The 16,879-nt window shown below is 36.4% G+C and carries 16 protein-coding genes and 1 riboswitch; of the genes, 10 read left to right on the top strand and 6 right to left on the bottom strand.

Annotated features, from left to right (window positions below; translation table 11 throughout):
* Positions 1-15 precede the first annotated feature (15 nt).
* Positions 16-477 carry a 6,7-dimethyl-8-ribityllumazine synthase gene (gene ribH / locus IGK81_RS10505; RefSeq protein WP_010720773.1) on the top strand — a complete coding sequence of 154 codons (462 nt, stop codon included), beginning with the start codon at positions 16-18 and terminating at the stop codon, positions 475-477.
* A gap of 180 nt (positions 478-657) precedes the next feature.
* Here the strand turns inward: ribH and IGK81_RS10500 are convergent, their stop codons facing one another.
* A complete protein-coding gene (locus IGK81_RS10500) occupies positions 658-1,245 on the bottom strand; it encodes a hypothetical protein (RefSeq protein ID WP_034700613.1) in 588 nt (195 codons plus the stop codon).
* 172 nt (positions 1,246-1,417) lie between these two features.
* On the opposite strand from IGK81_RS10500, the gene IGK81_RS10495 reads away from it, so the two are divergent.
* The 6 genes from IGK81_RS10495 to IGK81_RS10470 all read left to right on the top strand — a co-directional run bounded on the left by IGK81_RS10495 (position 1,418) and on the right by IGK81_RS10470 (position 7,242).
* Positions 1,418-2,737 carry an APC family permease gene (locus IGK81_RS10495; RefSeq protein WP_034700612.1) on the top strand — a complete coding sequence of 440 codons (1,320 nt, stop codon included), beginning with the start codon at positions 1,418-1,420 and terminating at the stop codon, positions 2,735-2,737.
* A 162-nt stretch (positions 2,738-2,899) separates the two neighbouring features.
* Entirely contained in the window at positions 2,900-3,676 is a 777-nt protein-coding gene (locus IGK81_RS10490) for a TatD family hydrolase (protein WP_034700611.1), read from the top strand.
* Positions 3,669-4,235 (top strand): ribonuclease M5, encoded by a 567-nt coding sequence (gene rnmV / locus IGK81_RS10485; RefSeq protein ID WP_010720769.1) that lies wholly within the window; start codon positions 3,669-3,671, stop codon positions 4,233-4,235. Before IGK81_RS10490 ends, rnmV begins: the two co-directional genes overlap by 8 nt.
* A complete protein-coding gene (gene rsmA, locus IGK81_RS10480) occupies positions 4,228-5,118 on the top strand; it encodes a 16S rRNA (adenine(1518)-N(6)/adenine(1519)-N(6))-dimethyltransferase RsmA (protein WP_034700610.1) in 891 nt (296 codons plus the stop codon). The genes rnmV and rsmA overlap by 8 nt, the downstream gene beginning before the upstream one ends.
* A gap of 328 nt (positions 5,119-5,446) precedes the next feature.
* Positions 5,447-5,911, top strand: a complete 465-nt coding sequence (locus IGK81_RS10475) for a hypothetical protein (protein ID WP_034700608.1) — start codon at positions 5,447-5,449, stop codon at positions 5,909-5,911.
* A gap of 704 nt (positions 5,912-6,615) precedes the next feature.
* Positions 6,616-7,242, top strand: coding sequence for a hypothetical protein (locus IGK81_RS10470; protein WP_010720766.1), 627 nt, complete (start codon positions 6,616-6,618; stop codon positions 7,240-7,242).
* A 171-nt stretch (positions 7,243-7,413) separates the two neighbouring features.
* On the opposite strand, the gene IGK81_RS10465 is transcribed toward IGK81_RS10470, so the two are convergent.
* Positions 7,414-8,523, bottom strand: coding sequence for an ABC transporter ATP-binding protein (locus IGK81_RS10465; protein ID WP_010720765.1), 1,110 nt, complete (start codon positions 8,521-8,523; stop codon positions 7,414-7,416).
* A gap of 173 nt (positions 8,524-8,696) precedes the next feature.
* Between IGK81_RS10465 and mgsA the strand changes: the two genes are divergently transcribed.
* Complete coding sequence (mgsA, locus tag IGK81_RS10460) at positions 8,697-9,122, top strand: methylglyoxal synthase (RefSeq protein WP_014834468.1); 426 nt, start codon at positions 8,697-8,699, stop codon at positions 9,120-9,122.
* A gap of 155 nt (positions 9,123-9,277) precedes the next feature.
* Positions 9,278-9,376: riboswitch (THF riboswitch) on the top strand.
* 37 nt (positions 9,377-9,413) lie between these two features.
* On the top strand, positions 9,414-9,950 hold the full coding sequence (locus IGK81_RS10455; RefSeq protein WP_010720763.1) for a folate family ECF transporter S component: 537 nt from the start codon (positions 9,414-9,416) through the stop codon (positions 9,948-9,950).
* Positions 9,951-10,280: 330 nt separating this feature from the next.
* On the opposite strand, the gene IGK81_RS10450 is transcribed toward IGK81_RS10455, so the two are convergent.
* Positions 10,281-10,712: a thioredoxin family protein gene (locus IGK81_RS10450; protein WP_034700606.1), complete on the bottom strand. Its 432-nt coding sequence runs from the start codon at positions 10,710-10,712 to the stop codon at positions 10,281-10,283.
* A gap of 13 nt (positions 10,713-10,725) precedes the next feature.
* On the bottom strand, positions 10,726-11,568 hold the full coding sequence (locus IGK81_RS10445) for a hypothetical protein (protein ID WP_034700604.1): 843 nt from the start codon (positions 11,566-11,568) through the stop codon (positions 10,726-10,728).
* Between the two features lie 299 nt (positions 11,569-11,867).
* Here IGK81_RS10445 and IGK81_RS10440 point away from each other — a divergent pair, with 299 nt between their 5' ends.
* Positions 11,868-12,758, top strand: coding sequence for a helix-turn-helix domain-containing protein (locus IGK81_RS10440; protein WP_034700603.1), 891 nt, complete (start codon positions 11,868-11,870; stop codon positions 12,756-12,758).
* 283 nt (positions 12,759-13,041) lie between these two features.
* Here the strand turns inward: IGK81_RS10440 and IGK81_RS10435 are convergent, their stop codons facing one another.
* Both IGK81_RS10435 and IGK81_RS10430 read right to left on the bottom strand, forming a co-directional pair.
* Positions 13,042-14,808, bottom strand: a complete 1,767-nt coding sequence (locus IGK81_RS10435; protein WP_034700602.1) for an ABC transporter ATP-binding protein — start codon at positions 14,806-14,808, stop codon at positions 13,042-13,044.
* Position 14,809: 1 nt separating this feature from the next.
* Entirely contained in the window at positions 14,810-16,525 is a 1,716-nt protein-coding gene (locus IGK81_RS10430; RefSeq protein WP_034700600.1) for an ABC transporter ATP-binding protein, read from the bottom strand.
* Positions 16,526-16,879: the final 354 nt, after the last annotated feature.

Below are 16,879 nucleotides of genomic sequence, written 5' to 3'. Positions count from 1 at the left end.
TAAAGGAGCAAGAAAATGACAATTTTTGAAGGAAATTATTCTCCAAAGGATCTTCGAATCGGAATTGTAGTCGCGCGTTTTAATGAATTTATCAATCAAAAATTATTACAAGGAGCATTGGATAATTTAAAAAGGCACGGTGTGAAAGAAGAACAAATTGATATTTATTGGGTACCAGGAGCTTTTGAAATTCCTTTTATTACCAAAAAGCTCAGCAAAAAGGACAGTTACGATGGGTTGATTACGTTGGGGACAGTTATCAGAGGTGCAACTACTCATTATGAATTGGTTTCCAATGAGGTAGCCAAAGGAGTCGCACATATTAACCTGGAGTCCAATATTCCAGTGATGTTCGGGGTATTAACCACGGAATCCATTGAACAAGCAATTGAACGAGCAGGGACGAAAGCAGGGAATAAAGGCAGTGAAGCTGCGCAAGGGTTAATTGAGATGATTTCTCTTTCACAACAAATTTAAGAATTCCTATTTTTTAGAGTATGATGAGTTTACTGTGTAAATAGCATCCCATCAGTTTATTAAATGTAACAAACGTAAATATTAATCTTAGTATGTTTTGCCTGGAATAGATACATTAAAGCGACCACCTAAAGTTAGAGCAAAAAATCTAACTTTAGGTGGTCGCTATACAAATTGACACTATTTTTTTGAGGGTATTTTTTTGAATCGCTCTTTTAAACGAGTTGGTAACAAGAAACTTAAAAGAGTAAAAGGTATCGATACAATGTACCAAAAAATCGTTCGGCCAATCCCATAGCGTTGGTAAAGTTTTTGCAACATCAAATGGAGTAGCACTAACCCAGCGAATAAACTGCTATAAAGGAACCAAGGATTATCGAGATGTGAGAGCGTTCTTAACGACATGATCGTTGCAGGGTAAAAATAAAAGAAACCAGCAACTAAAGTGACTCGCCAATTTTTGGTGAAAGTACTGAGATTCAATAGAAAGAAAAGCGCAGATAAAATGATACCTAGAGGAGGAAAAAGGCTGATTAAAAAAGCATAAATGGCTCCCCATAGAATCATTCCGGAACCTTTGATCAGTGCAACGAGCAGAATCAAGCTAAACAACAAAAGCAACTGTTGAGTGAAAGTAGCAAGAATGAATGTCCCGAACAAAATCAGTATGAACCAATGCCAAAGTGATTGTTGTTGTGATTTTCTGGAAATGGCAAAATGATCCTTTAGGAAAGATGCCAGTTTTGGGTAAGAACGATTAAATTCCATAATTGGTCCTCCTTTATCTAACCTACATTAATTATAATTGAGGTGAATGGAGGATTCATAGGTCTAAGGTGGTATCTTTCAATAAATTTACTGAAAAAAATGATGGTAAAACAAAATATTCTCCGTTATACTGAAAATTATATTAAAAACTGCGGGGAAAAGGGGAATGTGAATGAAAGGCAAGTTAAAACGAGAGATCAACTTATTTGGCGCATTAGCAACTGTTATGGGAACTGTAATTGGGGCAGGAGTTTTCTTTAAAACAGCGGCTGTTACGGCAAGTACACAATCGACTAGTTTGACCTTATTGGCATGGCTATTAGGAGGATTTTTAACGATCTGTGCTGGTCTAACGGTAGCTGAGTTGGCAACTGCGATCCCAGAAACGGGTGGTGCAGTCAAATATATTGAAGCCGCTTATGGAAAATTACCGAGCTTTTTACTGGGTTGGTCCCAAAGCTTGATTTATTTTCCAGCGAATATTGCGGCACTTTCGATTATTTTTGCGACACAAATGACGAACTTATTACAAATATCTACGGATTATCTTCTATTAATTGCGATTATTACTGCTATTTCTGTTACTGGTTTGAATTTACTAGGAACAAAAGTGGGTACGACTGTCCAGTCTGCGACACTGATTATCAAATTGATTCCATTAGCTGTCATCGTTATTTGGGGACTGTTGACACCAGGTAGTGGAACGATCCAACTATTCCCATTTGAAGCAGGGAAAGATGTGTCGTTTGCAGAAGGCTTAAGTAGTGCTTTACTAGCAACTTTATTCGCTTATGATGGCTGGCTTGGTGTCGGCGCAATGGCGGGGGAAATGAAACGTCCCGAAAAAGATTTACCTAAAGCAATTATTTTAGGGTTAAGTTTTGTAACAGTGGTTTACTTATTGATCAACTTTGTTTTCTTAAAAACTCTGCCAATTGATCAGATTGCAGGTAACCTTAATGCAGCATCTGATGCATCAGCGGTTATTTTTGGAAATATCGGTGGAAAGATCGTGACGATCGGTATCTTGATTTCTGTTTATGGGGCACTGAATGGGTACACGTTGACCGGAATCCGTATTCCTTATGCGATGGCTTTGGAAGGTGAGTTACCTTTTAGTAAACAGTTAACGAAATTATCAAAAAAATTCACAGTGCCATATGTTCCAGCACTTTTTCAATTAGTGATTGCGTGCATTATGATGAGTTTAGGTTCATTCGACTTTTTAACTGATATGCTAATTTTTGTTATGTGGCTGTTTAGCTTATTGATATTTATTGGTGTATTTGTTTTAAGAAAAAAACAACCAGACTTACCAAGACCATACAAAGTACCTTTGTATCCCGTGATTCCATTGATTGCAATCTTTGGCGCTGTCTTTATTTTAGGGATGACTTTATTTACTCAAACAGCTTTGGCAATGATCGGGATCGTTGTCACATTACTAGGTATCCCAGTGTATTATTACAAGAAAAAACAAGAAGCGCGTTAATTTAATAGTCATGTAAAAGGACTTAAGAGAGGGAACTTGCTTAAGTCCTTTTATTTACAACTAGAAATTTGCATTTCAATAAATTTGACCTGATTTTTGTCTTTCCTACTTCTGCCATAGCCACTTATATGCTAAAGTAATGAAGAAAAGGAGCGATAAAAAATGATATTTGATTCTCATACCCATTTGAATGCGGAACAATTTAATGATGATATTCCTGAAACTATTGAACGGGCCAAAGAGTTGGGCGTGACAAAAATGGCGGTAGTAGGTTTCGATACCCCAACGATCGAAAAATCATTACAGCTTAGTCACGATTATTCAAACATATATAGTATTATTGGTTGGCATCCTACTGAAGCAGGAAGTTATACTAAAGACATTGAGAAAAAATTACAAGTGCAATTAACGATGCCAAAAGTGGTAGCGTTAGGTGAAATCGGCTTAGATTATTACTGGATGGAAGATCCGAAAGAAGTGCAAGCTGAAGTTTTTCGTAGACAAATTGCGATTGCGAAAGAAATGAATCTGCCGATCAGTATCCATACCAGAGAAGCGTTAGCAGATACTTATCAAATTTTAAAAGAAGAAGATATTCGTGATATTGGTGGAATCATGCACAGTTTTAGTGGCGATTTTGAATGGGCCAAACGATTTCTTGATTTAGGAATGCACATTTCATTTAGTGGGGTCGTGACTTTCAAAAAAGCGCAAGATGTTCAAGAAGCAGCCACTCATGTTCCACTCGATCGATTGCTAGTAGAAACGGATGCGCCTTACTTAGCTCCAGTACCTTATCGTGGGAAACGAAACGAGCCAGGTTATACCCGTTATACAGTTGAAAAAATTGCCGAATTACGTAATCTTCCGGTAGAAGAAGTGGCGCTCCAAACTTGGAAAAATGCTCATCGTCTATTTAGGATCGCTGAAAATGACTAAATTAAAAATCCAAGAAATTGTAGTCGTTGAGGGAAAAGACGATACTAGAAGACTCCAAGAAGTAGTCGACGTCGACACGATCGAAACGATTGGTTCAGCGATCAATGATGAAATACTCATGCAGATTGAACATGCGCAGGAAACACGTGGTGTAATCATTTTTACTGATCCTGATTTTTCTGGTGAGAAAATCCGCAAGACGATCATGGAAGTCGTTCCTCAGGCAAAACATGCTTTCTTACCTCGTCAACAAGCACGTCCCAAAAAACAAGGAAGTCTTGGCGTTGAACATGCTAGTGATGAGGCCATCTTAGAAGCATTGAAAAAAGTAATCACCCCATCTTTTGAGGAAGACGAAACGGAAATTACTAGACAAGTGCTGATTTCTCATGGTTTAATAGCGGGAGCGCAAGCAAAAGAAAAACGTGAAAAACTAGGGGACGAATTAAGAATTGGTTATACCAATGGGAAACAACTGGAGAAGCGTTTGAAAATGTTTCGAATCACACCAGAGGAATTTGCCCAAGCAATGAAAAAAGTGGAGGAACAACATGAGTGAACAGCGTGATATTGCGACACCTTCTAGAACAAAAGAAATCTTATTGAAACATGGATTTTCATTTAAAAAAAGTTTAGGTCAAAATTTTTTGACTGAGCCCAATATCTTAAGAAAAATCGTGGAAACTGGCGAAATCGATCAACAAACAAATGTCATCGAAGTTGGTCCAGGTATTGGAGCGTTGACGGAACAACTAGCACGTAATGCCAATCAAGTCGTTGCCTTTGAAATCGATGATCGCTTGATTCCTGTGTTAAAAGATACGTTAGCTCCTTATCCTAATGTGACTGTTGTTCATCAAGATATTTTAAAAACCAATTTAGATCAGGCAGCAACAACCTATTTTGAACAAGCTTTACCGATCAAAGTTGTTGCAAATTTACCTTATTATATTACGACACCGATCATGATGCATTTTTTAGAATCAGATCTGCAAGTAGAAGAAATGGTTGTGATGATGCAAAAAGAAGTCGCTGACCGTATTTCTGCTAAGCCTGGTACAAAAGCATATGGCTCATTATCAATCGCTGTACAGTATTATATGGAAGCATCTGTTGCTTTCATCGTACCTAAGACTGTTTTTGTTCCACAACCGAATGTCGATTCAGCTATCTTGAAACTAACCAGAAGAAAGCAACCAGCTGTAGCGGTTACTGATGAAAAGGCATTTTTCCGATTGACAAAAGCAGCGTTTCAGCAACGAAGAAAAACATTATGGAATAACTTACAATCTTCATATGGCAAAGATGAAGCAACGAAAGCTTGGTTAACGACTAGTTTAGAAAAAGCTAACATCGATCCTAAACGTCGTGGAGAAACCCTCTCATTAGCCGAATTTGCTGCATTAAGTAATGCAATGGAAGAGCTGAGCGAGAAAAATTAATTTCTAATCTAATTCAATAAAGAAAGCAAAACGCCTAAAAGTCTAGCATGCTAGCTTTTAGGCGTTTTGTTTATCTAAGTCCAATAAAATGAGTTGGATGGTCATCACTAATTGAAAAATAAGTAAATGACTACTGTAACCCGATTCCTGTAATCTCAGTTTAAGATCATAATCGTTCATGTATTTAAGAATGGCTAACGGTTTAGACCGAAAAATAGTTTCTTATGAAAATAAATTTTTTTAGAATAAAACGATACTATAATCATAAATGAACACGATGAATTTTTAGAACTGATTTTGATTACTAAGGAGAAAGAAGGGTGAGTTAATGAACAAAATGAACCAATCGATTGTTTTGGGGTTAACATTGATTACCGTTGGCGGATCAATTGCCCCTGTTACCAATGTATTTGCTTCAGAAAAAGCTACGAACTTTACCGCCACAAACGAATTTGATAAATACTACAACGATTTATCAAATGAAAAGAAAGCAGAATTTGAACGATTAGTATCCGGGGCTCACTTATCCCAAGTGGAGCAATTACAAATATTAAAAGAAAAATACGAGTCCGATAGACAACCAACTCCTCGCTGGAAAATTGCCGTCATTAAAAAGATAGCCAAATGGTTAGTAGCTAAAACAGGTGAAAAAACGGTAAGTGATGTTACTAATTACTTATTCGAATGGCAAGATAATTTAGAACAAGGTGCAGAAAATTGGTTAGTGAATCATGGGTGGAATAGAACCGCAGCTCATTGGACTGTTAAGACTGCTAGCTTCATTTTCTTATAGGATGAGTGTAAGAAAATGAAAGGAACAAAGAGACTGATTTTTTGGGGACTGACACTATTTTTTTGTGTATCTAATTTCATTAGATTATTCATTCATGATGATTTTGGAAAAACAATAAGAGTTTATTTCAGGGATGTTCCTGTCTATTTAAAAGTAATTTTTTTTATCGTGTTCATACTGTTGTTTTGGTGGAGCTATCCTTATAAAAAAGAAAAAAATTTTTTTGATTGAAGTAAAATAACCAAAAATAAACCTGTCATAAACTTCAGTGAGGGTGGACGGGTTTATTTTTGTATTAAAATCAGCAACCATTAAAATGGACTATACTTCAAGAGGGTGAGCCCAGTGTATCTCGTTGTTTTAGTGTATACCTTAGGGTAGGGAATTAGAATGATACTGGGGCTAAATAGGGTTCCAGGAAATATTGTTGTTGACATGTACATAGGGCGTACTTCTTTTTTGTATTTATCTTTCATCTATATAGACAAAAATTGAAGGAGATGATGTAGCTAGCAGAGACTGTAGTTTAAAACATATTTCTTGTATAAGCTTCATTCAAAATTTACTTTATCTGGTGTCGGATAATTGAATACATGAAAAAGGCTCATTCAACGTTTTTCTGATTGATGTGTCTTGACACATTTTGTTGTTAAAGTTAAAATAAGACATCATAAAGGTGTCAAGACACATTAGGAGAGAAAAAAATGAAAAAAAAATCAGTACGATCCCTGACTATTTCTGCCTTGTTGATAGCTATGGGGGTTATTATTCCAATGGTTATGCCAAAAATCATGATTCCACCTGCTTCTTTTACTTTGGCTTCTCATGTACCAATATTTATTGCGATGTTTTTTTCACCAGGAATTGCGATTACCGTTGCTTTGGGTACAACATTTGGCTTCTTTTTGACCACACCAGTAATTATTGCGCTGCGTGCATTATCTCATTTGATTTTTGCAGTGATTGGTTCTTGGTATTTGCAAAAGAAACCAGAAATCGTTTTAAAAAATGGCCAATTTACTTTAGCCAACTGGCGCTTCCAAAGTTTCAATTTTGTGATAGGTATCATTCATTCGATTGCGGAAATGTTAGTGGTTAGTGTCTTTTTCTTTGTAGGGAACATGCCAGAAACTTATTATTCTGAAGGCTATTTTTATACAGTCTTTATCCTAATGGGGATTGGTGGGTTGATCCATAGTTTAGTCGATTACAATATTGCTTATTTTGTAGCCGGAACATTGAGCAAATACTTTGATATTCCAGTTTTCACTAAAGCTAAGCAAGTAAGTCAGAAGACACCTTCAACGAAATCAATCAAGAAAATGGCTTGAAAAAAGTACCATTATCAATCAGTTTTTCCTCTTTAACTAGAGATAACTCCTTTAAAATGAATAAGCCGAAAGTGCTGTGTATGAACACAGCACTTTCGGCTTATTTGTTATAGTTCTAGCTTTTGGCATAGTTTCTGCCAAAATTTACATCAAAAGCTGATTTTTTAATTTTTATGGCAATCCGATCACTTCTTCAGTTGATTTGTCAAAGAAATGTCCTTTGCTGATATTGAATGCTAAGTCGACCATTTCCCCTGGTTTATGGAAGTCACGTGCATCGACTTTTGAAATAAATTCAGTTGTACCTGTTCGGGTATAAAGCATGGTTTCTGCACCTAACAATTCTGATACAACAACTTCTGAATGAACAACTGCTTCGGGTTGTGCTTCTAACACCACTTGTTCACTGTGGATATCTTCAGGGCGAATACCAAAAACAACTTCTTTCCCTTCATAGCCTTTTTCAACTAAGACTTTGTTTTTTCCTTCAGGGATTTTTAATTTTAAGCCATGACCGTCACTGATTACTCCATTGTTTAAAGTAACGTTGAAGAAGTTCATTGCGGGTGAACCGATAAAGCCTGCGACGAACATATTGACTGGTGTGTCATACACTTCTTTTGGCGTACCAATTTGTTGGATAAAGCCATCTTTCATGATAACGATACGATCTGCCATCGTCATTGCTTCTGTTTGGTCATGGGTTACATAGATGGTTGTTGTTTCTAAACGTTGATGGAGTTTGGCGATCTCAGCACGCATCGCTACCCGTAATTTTGCATCTAAGTTTGATAATGGTTCATCCATCAAGAAAACTTTTGCATCACGAACGATGGCACGTCCTAAAGCAACCCGTTGACGTTGTCCACCTGAGAGAGCAGCAGGTTTACGTTTCAAATATTCAGTAAGCCCTAAAATCTCAGCAGCATTTTCTACCCGTTTTTTGATGTCTGCTTTGTCATACTTTCTCAACTTCAACCCAAAAGCCATATTGTCAAATACAGTCATGTGTGGGTATAACGCATAGTTCTGGAATACCATAGCGATATCACGATCTTTTGGTGCTACATCGTTCATTACTTTACCGCCGATGCTTAATTCTCCTTCCGAGATATCTTCTAGCCCAGCAATCATTCTTAATGTAGTTGATTTTCCACAACCAGAAGGTCCAACAAAGACAATAAATTCACGATCATCGATTGCTAAGTTAAAATCCGTTACGGAATAATTTTCTGCGTTGTCATATTGTTTGTATACATGTTTCAGTGCCATTTCTACCATGATTCATTCCACGCTTTCTGTTTAGTTTTAATGTTGAATTAAGTATAAATGAAAGCGTTATCTATGCTCAATGGCAACTTGAACAAGAATTGATTGTCTTTTTGGGCAATATGCTACACCTTGAGGTAGAATAGAGTAGGAACAAGATGTTGAGAGAGGAAAGGATGATCAATATGAAAATTGCTTTAATTGCTCATGACCGCAAAAAGCCCTTGATGATCAAGTTGACAACCGCCTATAAGGCAATCCTGGAAAAACATGAATTATTCGCAACTGGGACAACAGGTGGTAAAATCACCGAAGCAACTGGCTTAAAAGTCCATCGCTTTAAATCCGGTCCTTTAGGTGGTGACCAACAAATTGGTGCAATGATCTCAGAAGATCAATTAGACCTCGTGATTTTTCTGCGAGATCCGTTGGCTGCACAGCCTCATGAACCGGATGTGACTGCACTGATCCGCTTATCGGATGTTTACGAAATTCCTTTAGCAACTAATATTGGAACAGCAGAAGTACTGTTGCGAGGACTAGAAGCTGGCTTTCTGGATTTCCGTACTGTAGTTCATGAGTTAGAAAATCGACCGTTGTCTCTGGAATAAAATTCGTTATTTGCTATTGATCGTCCATTTATGTTCGTTGAATGTGTGATTTTTCACGAACATGAATTACTTTTTATTCGGGAATGTATGTTTTTTTATTTACAGTCGTGTGTGATCTATGCTATAGTTTTGCTGGGAATGACTTCCCAAAAATAAACAGAGTAGAAAATAAAGCGTTAAGTGCTGAGAGGATGGGATGTTGCCTCTTTGACGAAGGACAAGTTGTTCGCGGTTTTATTTTCGCATTCGCTGCATGTAGGATGTAGCAGCTCTTAAAGGAGATGCTAAGAAATGAAGAAAAATCGGTTAGACGCACGCATGATCGCTATCATGGGATTGTTGATTGCTTTGATGGTCACTTTATCCCGTTTGGTATCGATCGAAACCCCTTTTGTGAAGATCAGTGTCACATTTATTCCACAAATGATCATGGGGATTTTATTTGGCCCGTTTTGGTCTGGAATTGGGGGTGTATTAGCTGACTTAGTAGGAATGGCGTTATTTTCAAAAACAGCTTTCTTCATTGGTTTTACTTTGAATGCCTTTATTGAAGGAGCAATTTATGGTTTCTTTTTTTATCGAAAAGAGATTACTTGGAAAAATTCGCTATTAGCTACACTTTCGGTCACGCTGATCATTAATTTGCTATTGACCCCTTTGTGGCTAGCGATGATGTATCATGTTCCATTATTTAGTTGGATCGTCTGGGCACCAAGGTTATTAAAAACAGTCGTTTGGATTCCTATTCAAACCATTGCGATGTATTACGTCGGACGTAGTATTCCATACAAAAAGATTTTAAGAAGTATGACTCTTCACGCAAAATAGTCAACTCAGAAACCAAAGAAGCAACCTTCCCATCCCAGAAGGTTGCTTCTTTTGCTTATTTATTGTAAGAAAGGAGACGTTTATTTCTATAAAATAGTGAACAACGATTGAAAGAGATGATATATGGCCATACCACCTAGAATACTACTGATGATGGTCAAAAGGATTGTGACACTTTTAGAGGGCTTTGTTAATGAAAGATAGTAATAGGCAAGCCCAATTTGAAGATTGAAGTAGAAAATAGCACTTCCAGATCTAAAATTAGGGAAAAGTGTCATAATAATATTTATACACAGTGATATCTTTAACAATTCTTTGTACCAATTCTTTTTAGCCATTTAGGATAAACTCCTCGATTGCTTTTTCATTTTTTAGGCCAATTATTCGATCAATAACTTTCCCATCCACAATTTTTATTATGGCCGGGATAGAATTAATTCCTAAGCTGTCAGCCATTATTTCCAACTTATCCTCATTCTCTTTACGAGCGTTATCTGTATTATAATATCCCATAGATTGGTGCTGGTTGTTTAGTACTTTTCGCAAAATAGGCTCAAATTCTTTACATTGGGGGCATGTAGGTCTCCCTACATAAACAAATAAAGTATCCTTTCCATTCATTATTTTTTCTAAAGAAATACTATTCACTTCATATAAACCTTCTTTAGATGTTGCCATTTGAGTATAGACATATAAAATAGTAGGTAAACTAAAAATAATTAAAATGAAACACATCAATTTTTTTGGATTAATATTTATCATAAACACAACCAGTTTATAATTTAAAACATGCGACTACTCCACCGATGGCACCACCAGCAAGAGCGACAAAACCTGTTATACAAGCAGCACATACTAATGGAACTGCAAGACAAGCAGCAGCACATGTAGGGGCAATGATGTTAGCAACTGCACGGATTATTCCTAAAACAATTGCTAGACAAGTTGCTTTTTCAGCCATTCCACGGGCTTGCTTCAAATGAAGAAACTCCCTTTGAACTTCTTGTAACTGTTTTTTCAATTCATTATTTGGTATAAATTTATCTTCAAGAATTTGGTGAGTCATTTCTTCGCCATTGGAAAATGTTCTAATCTCGAAAGTATCTTTTTCTGATTGAGTGATCAAAGATTCTTGGACTCCCTTAATGTTGTACATCATATCAAAGATTACCGTAACACTGCTGAATAGATTAGAGTGTTCATTTGTGATTGGTACAGTCAATGAATAATAATCTTTATTTTCTCCATTTTCACTTATAATTTGTAACGCTGTAGCATTGTCCAATGTTAAATATTTTTCTGAAACATGTAATTGAATAGTAGAGTCAAGTTTAGATGAAAATACGTCCATTAGTTTGTTTTTTTCTTTCGAGCTAATTTCTTTTGCTGTTTCAGACAAAATGACCATATTTTTAACGATTGATGTAGCTTCTTTCGAATTTATACCAGGAACCGTCACTGGATTACTTTCAAAATAGGTACTAATCGTTTGTGTCACTGGCACATAGTCAGTCTCTTGAATCATCTCTGCATTGACAATCATAGAAAAGTTAGGAATGATAAAGGAAGCTAGAGTTATAACAGCAATAAGACTTATAATGAATTTGTTTTTTAACATATTTTTTTAATTCCTTTCGATGATCCAGTTTAAGTAAAAAATAGTTACTCTTAGTCGTGTGAATTCTTACATAACATTTATTTTTTGTACTTTGCAGTAAAAATAAGCACTTTATAACAATTTAGTGAATAAAACATAATCACCAAATAACTATATTCACAAATCTCCTGATATTTTCTCCTTTACTATTATTTAAAGCGCTTTTATTGCTTGTATCCATAGTATAGAATGAAAACGAGTATATTATTTTATATGGTATCAATAGTCACATTGAATTTAAAAAAGGAAGTGAACGACGAATGGAAATTCATGAATTACTACGTAAATTTCGAAAGGAAAGGGGGTTATCTCAAAAAGAGTTAGCACATAAAATAACTTCTAGAGAATCTTTAGTAAAATACGAAAGTGGTAAAAATCAGATTCCATTGATTCCTTTATTAGCTTTTTTAAAAAAGATGAACATTGAGTTAGACGAATGTTTATTTTATTTAAATAAAATAAACGGAAATCATCCAAGACAAAAGTTAAATCAGCTACTTAGTCAATTGGAAGATGTCAAGTTACCAATTGACGACCGATTAAGAAATTTAGAATTAGATACCAAAAAAACAAAAAGCATTGTTGATAAGCGGAATTATCTAATAGCTAAAGGCTATCAATGGCATTTACTACCGAATGATGAAAGAAAGTTTACCCTACATGATAAGGTTTATATCAAAGCGATCATGAACCATCTAGAAAAAGTAGCAGAATATGGTCGTTTTGAAATAGTCACATTTACTTCACTGGCTTTTCTTTTTACAACAGAATTTATTCAAATGCAAGCTTCGAAAGTAGAAAGAATGGGTGATAACGAAAATTTTCTCTCTTCACTTTGCACGTTGTATCATGTTCTCTTTCTTTTAATGCTAGAAAGAAAAGAAAGCGGCTATTCAAAAGAATATCTAGAAAAATTAAAGATGGTTCGAGGTAGACTAGTGACACCACAAAAAACAGAGGTACACGAAAGGTTTGACGATTTGCTACTGAATAGCTTGGTCGAGCGTACAGCTAATCCTAAGCAATTAACAGATTTTTTTATGGGGATTAGGTTAATTGGTGCAACTCAACTTGAAAAGGAGTTTCTTTTAGCTTTAAAAAAATATGAGAGACTTTATGGTCTTTCTCTTTTACCTTCAATTATAGAATAAAAACCGTTGGTAGTAAGGAAGTTTTGGGCAGCTAAGCTATTTAAAGATGAGCTAGGGATGAAATGTTTTGCTTTTGTTTTTTTATGAAGAAGTATAGTTTTGATAACCATTTACATATAAAGTGAGTCATGTCGCAAAGACGTTGTTCATGTTTTAGGAGTGAATGAATAGGTTCTTTTAATGCTTTTCTCTAATAAAATAATAACTGTCCCACAAAAGTTAGTGAAAAACTAGCTCTTGAGGGACAGTTACACTGATTTATTACAACTACTTTTTGATTGAGTTAACTATTTTTAGTAAACTGCGCTTGATATAGTTGATGGTAGTACCCGTCTTTTTGTAGTAATTCATCGTGGGTACCCATCTCAACGATGGCGCCTTGCTCCATGACTAAGATTTGATCGGCATTTTTGATTGTCGATAAACGGTGGGCAATCAAAAAGCTCGTTTTGCCTTCCATCATTGTTAAAAAGGCATCTTGAATTTTCTTTTCCGTCAAAGTATCGACTGAACTAGTTGCTTCATCTAGGATCAACATAGGAGGGTTGCTGATCATTGTACGGGCGATCGTTAACAATTGTCTTTGTCCGTCAGAGATTTTCAGTCCTTGTCCGCCGATTTTTGTTGCTAACTTTTCAGGCAAGCGTTCCACAAATTCATACATATACGAAGCTTTGAGTGCTTGATTGATTTCTTCATCACTAGCATCTGGATTGCCATACTGTAGATTTTCTTTTAACGTACTGTCAAAGAGCCAAGTATCTTGTAAAACCATTCCAAAGCTTTTTCGCAAGCTATCTCTTTGGATATCTCGAATATCATACCCGTCGATCGTAATGGTTCCACCTGTCGCATCATAAAAACGCATCAACAGGTTAACTAACGTGGATTTACCAGCACCAGTCTTACCTACAATCGCAATCGTTTGCCCTGGTTTAGCAACGAAACTGAAATTTTCGATCAATCGTTGACTTGGTTCATAAGAAAAGGATACATGATTGAACGCTACTTCACCTTTGATTGTTGCTGGATTCAACGCATAAGCATTAGGTTCATCTGGCGTTTCTTCGGGTTGATCGATGAGTTCAAAGGCACGTTCTAATCCAGAAAAAGCGGTTTGGATCTGTGTCGTGATTCCAGAAAGTTCAATAAACGGTTTAGAAAACTGACTAGAATAGATCGTGAAACTAGAGATCACACCGACTGTAATGGCTGAGCCACTTCTTAATGCTAGTAAACCACCAACTAATCCAATCGAAAGATAAGCCAAGTGATCCACAAAACGAGAAGACGGATTCGTCAAAGAAGAAGAAAATTGGGCACGTTGTCCTTTTTGATAAAGATCAGTGTTCAATGCTTGGAATTGTCGTTGATTCATTTCTTCTTGTTGAAAGGCTTTGACGATTTTCTGATTCCCGATCCGTTCGGTAACAAAGCCAGAGATATTCCCGATAATCTTTTGTTGATTGTCAAAGTCGTTTTGTGATGCACGGGCAACGATCCAACTCACAAGAAAAATGATCGGTGTGGAGCAAATCACGACGAGTGTCAATAACGGGCTAAGGCGTAACATAAATATAAAAGACAAGACGATGATAGCCACGCCGGCAAACATTTGGTTAAAAGCCGCAGAGATCGCAATGGAAATATTATCCATATCGTTGGTAAAACGACTAACGATATTCCCGTGTGAATTTTGATCATAGTAACGAAGCGGTAATTTATTCAAACGTGCAAAGGCATCTTTTCTTAATTTTGCTACGGAAAGATAAGCCAAGCGATTACTTAAGACTTGGATCAGCCATTGACTGATCACGTTGATCAATACGATCCCGCCAAATAATAATAAGAGGTGGAACAATTGAGCAAATCGAACTTGACCTGCGCCGATCATTTGGTCAATACTTTGACCAATCTGTAAAGTCATTACCACAGTAGCGATCCCGTTGATGATCCCTAAAAGGATCGCAAACCAGATATCTTTTGAATAGGCTGTAAGGTAAGGAACGAATCGTTTGAGGGTTTTCCAGGATAATTTTTTTGTTTTCATCTTATTCTTCCTCCTGTGATGCGACGATTTCGCGATACTCAACGGAATCCTTCAATAAATCTTCATGTTTCCCTTGCGCAACGATCTTTCCTTGATCCATCACGAGGATCTTATGTGCTTCTTGAATCGAGCGGATTCGTTGAGAAATAATAATGACTGTCGTATCTAGTGAGGTTTGTAATGCTTTTCTTAAGTTAAGATCGGTTTGATAATCTAACGCGCTTAAAGAATCATCTAAAATCAATAATTCAGGTTTGGCAATTAACGCACGTGCAATCGTTAGACGTTGTTTTTGACCGCCAGAAAAGTTTTTTCCGTTTTCCATTACCTTTGTTTCTAATCCTTTAGGAAGTTGTCGAACAAAATCTTCTGCTTGAGCAATTCTAAGAGCTTCCCAACATTCTTCATCTGTGGCATCTTCTTTTCCCCATTGAAGGTTTTCACGGATAGTTCCAGTGAATAAAACAGCGGTTTGAGGAACTTGTGAGATTTGGCTTCTTAAAGGATCAAGTTTCCATGAGCGAACATCCACGTCATCAAAAGCAACGGAACCTGCGTTGACGTCATAGAAACGTGGAATCAATTGAGTTAAAGTTGTTTTTCCGCTACCGGTTGGTCCAATGATCCCCAAAACCGTGTTTCGTTTCAAAGCAAAAGTAATGTCTTGTAAAGATAATCCTGACTTTTCAGTATAACGAAAGTCGACATGTTCAAATTGAACGATATTTTCGGATTGGAAATTCGGTGTCAAGGCATCTTCTGCATCTGTCAGTGTAATGTCAGTTTCTAGGACTTCTTTGACCCGATTACCTGAAGCTTCGGCCCGGGTAAAGATAACGACCAGGTTAGATACGACGATCAATGCCAGTAACATTTGATTCATGTAATTGATCAACGCAAGGACTTGACCTTGTTGCAAATGTCCGATATTGACTTTGAGCCCACCAACAGTCAACAAACAAATAATACCGATATTCATGATCAATGTAGTAGCCGGTGATAAGAGAGCTGAGATATTTGAAACACGTAAGTAGTTTTTAGCTAATTCATCGGTGTCCTCATCAAAAGTATCAATTTCTGTTTTTGTGCGGGAGAATGCTCGAATTACACGAACACCGCTTAGATTTTGACTAACCGTTTCATTTAAACGATCCAGTTTTTCTTGGACTTTTTGGTACAGTGGAATTGTTTTTTTGATGATAAAGTATAAAATGATTGAAAAAATCGGTAGGATAGCTAAGAAAAACAAGCCGATTTCCCAGTCAATCACAAAGGCCATGACGACTGAACCGATACTTAGAAATGGCGCACGGATCAATAAACGGATTACCATGGCTAATGCTAATTGGAGTTGGTTGATGTCGTTCGTCATTCGAGTGATCAATGTATCTGTACCAAAATGATTTAATTCACTATGTGAAAAGGAATTGATTTTCTTGATTAGTTGATTTCTAAGCTCAGTACCAAATCCTTGTGAAGCTATTGAAGCATAATATTGACAAATGATCGCACAAATCAATCCAACAACTGACATCACGACCATCCAGATCCCCATTTGGATGATCACACCACGATCATTCATCTTTAGACCGTTATCAATCAATGAGGCCATCAATAATGGCAAAATCAATTCAAAGACAGCTTCTAAGAATTTAAAAACGGGACCCAGAATGATTTGTTTACGGTAATCTTTTGCATAACGCAATAACTGAATCATATGATTCCTCCTAAAATATATTTACCATTAGCTAAGAAAAAGCCAAATAAATTTTCTCGAATTTCTTTCTTAGCTACTTAAACGGTAGGCACGGATTTAAGAGAAAGGGGAGTCAGTTGCAAGAAATTTCTGTCTATTTTACATTGATGACCCTTTGTCTTAAACGAGTACTTTCCTATGTATAAGTAGGTACTCTCACATTGTATCTTATGAAATTTAGAATGAAAAGTGAATAAGCCTTTTCATAAATGAAACTTTGAAGTGAATTAGCAAAAAAAGTCATTGACGAATCTCGTTTGTTTCTCCTTCTTTTTAGATAAAAATAGCTATTGACAAAATGAATGCGTTTCCTAT

It is taken from the genome of Enterococcus sp. DIV0703, assembly GCF_051711065.1.
GTDB classification, from domain to species: Bacteria; Bacillota; Bacilli; order Lactobacillales; family Enterococcaceae; genus Enterococcus_B; species Enterococcus_B hirae.
Note: the sequence above shows the minus strand (reverse complement) of the source record. Positions and strands in the feature narration are given on the sequence as shown.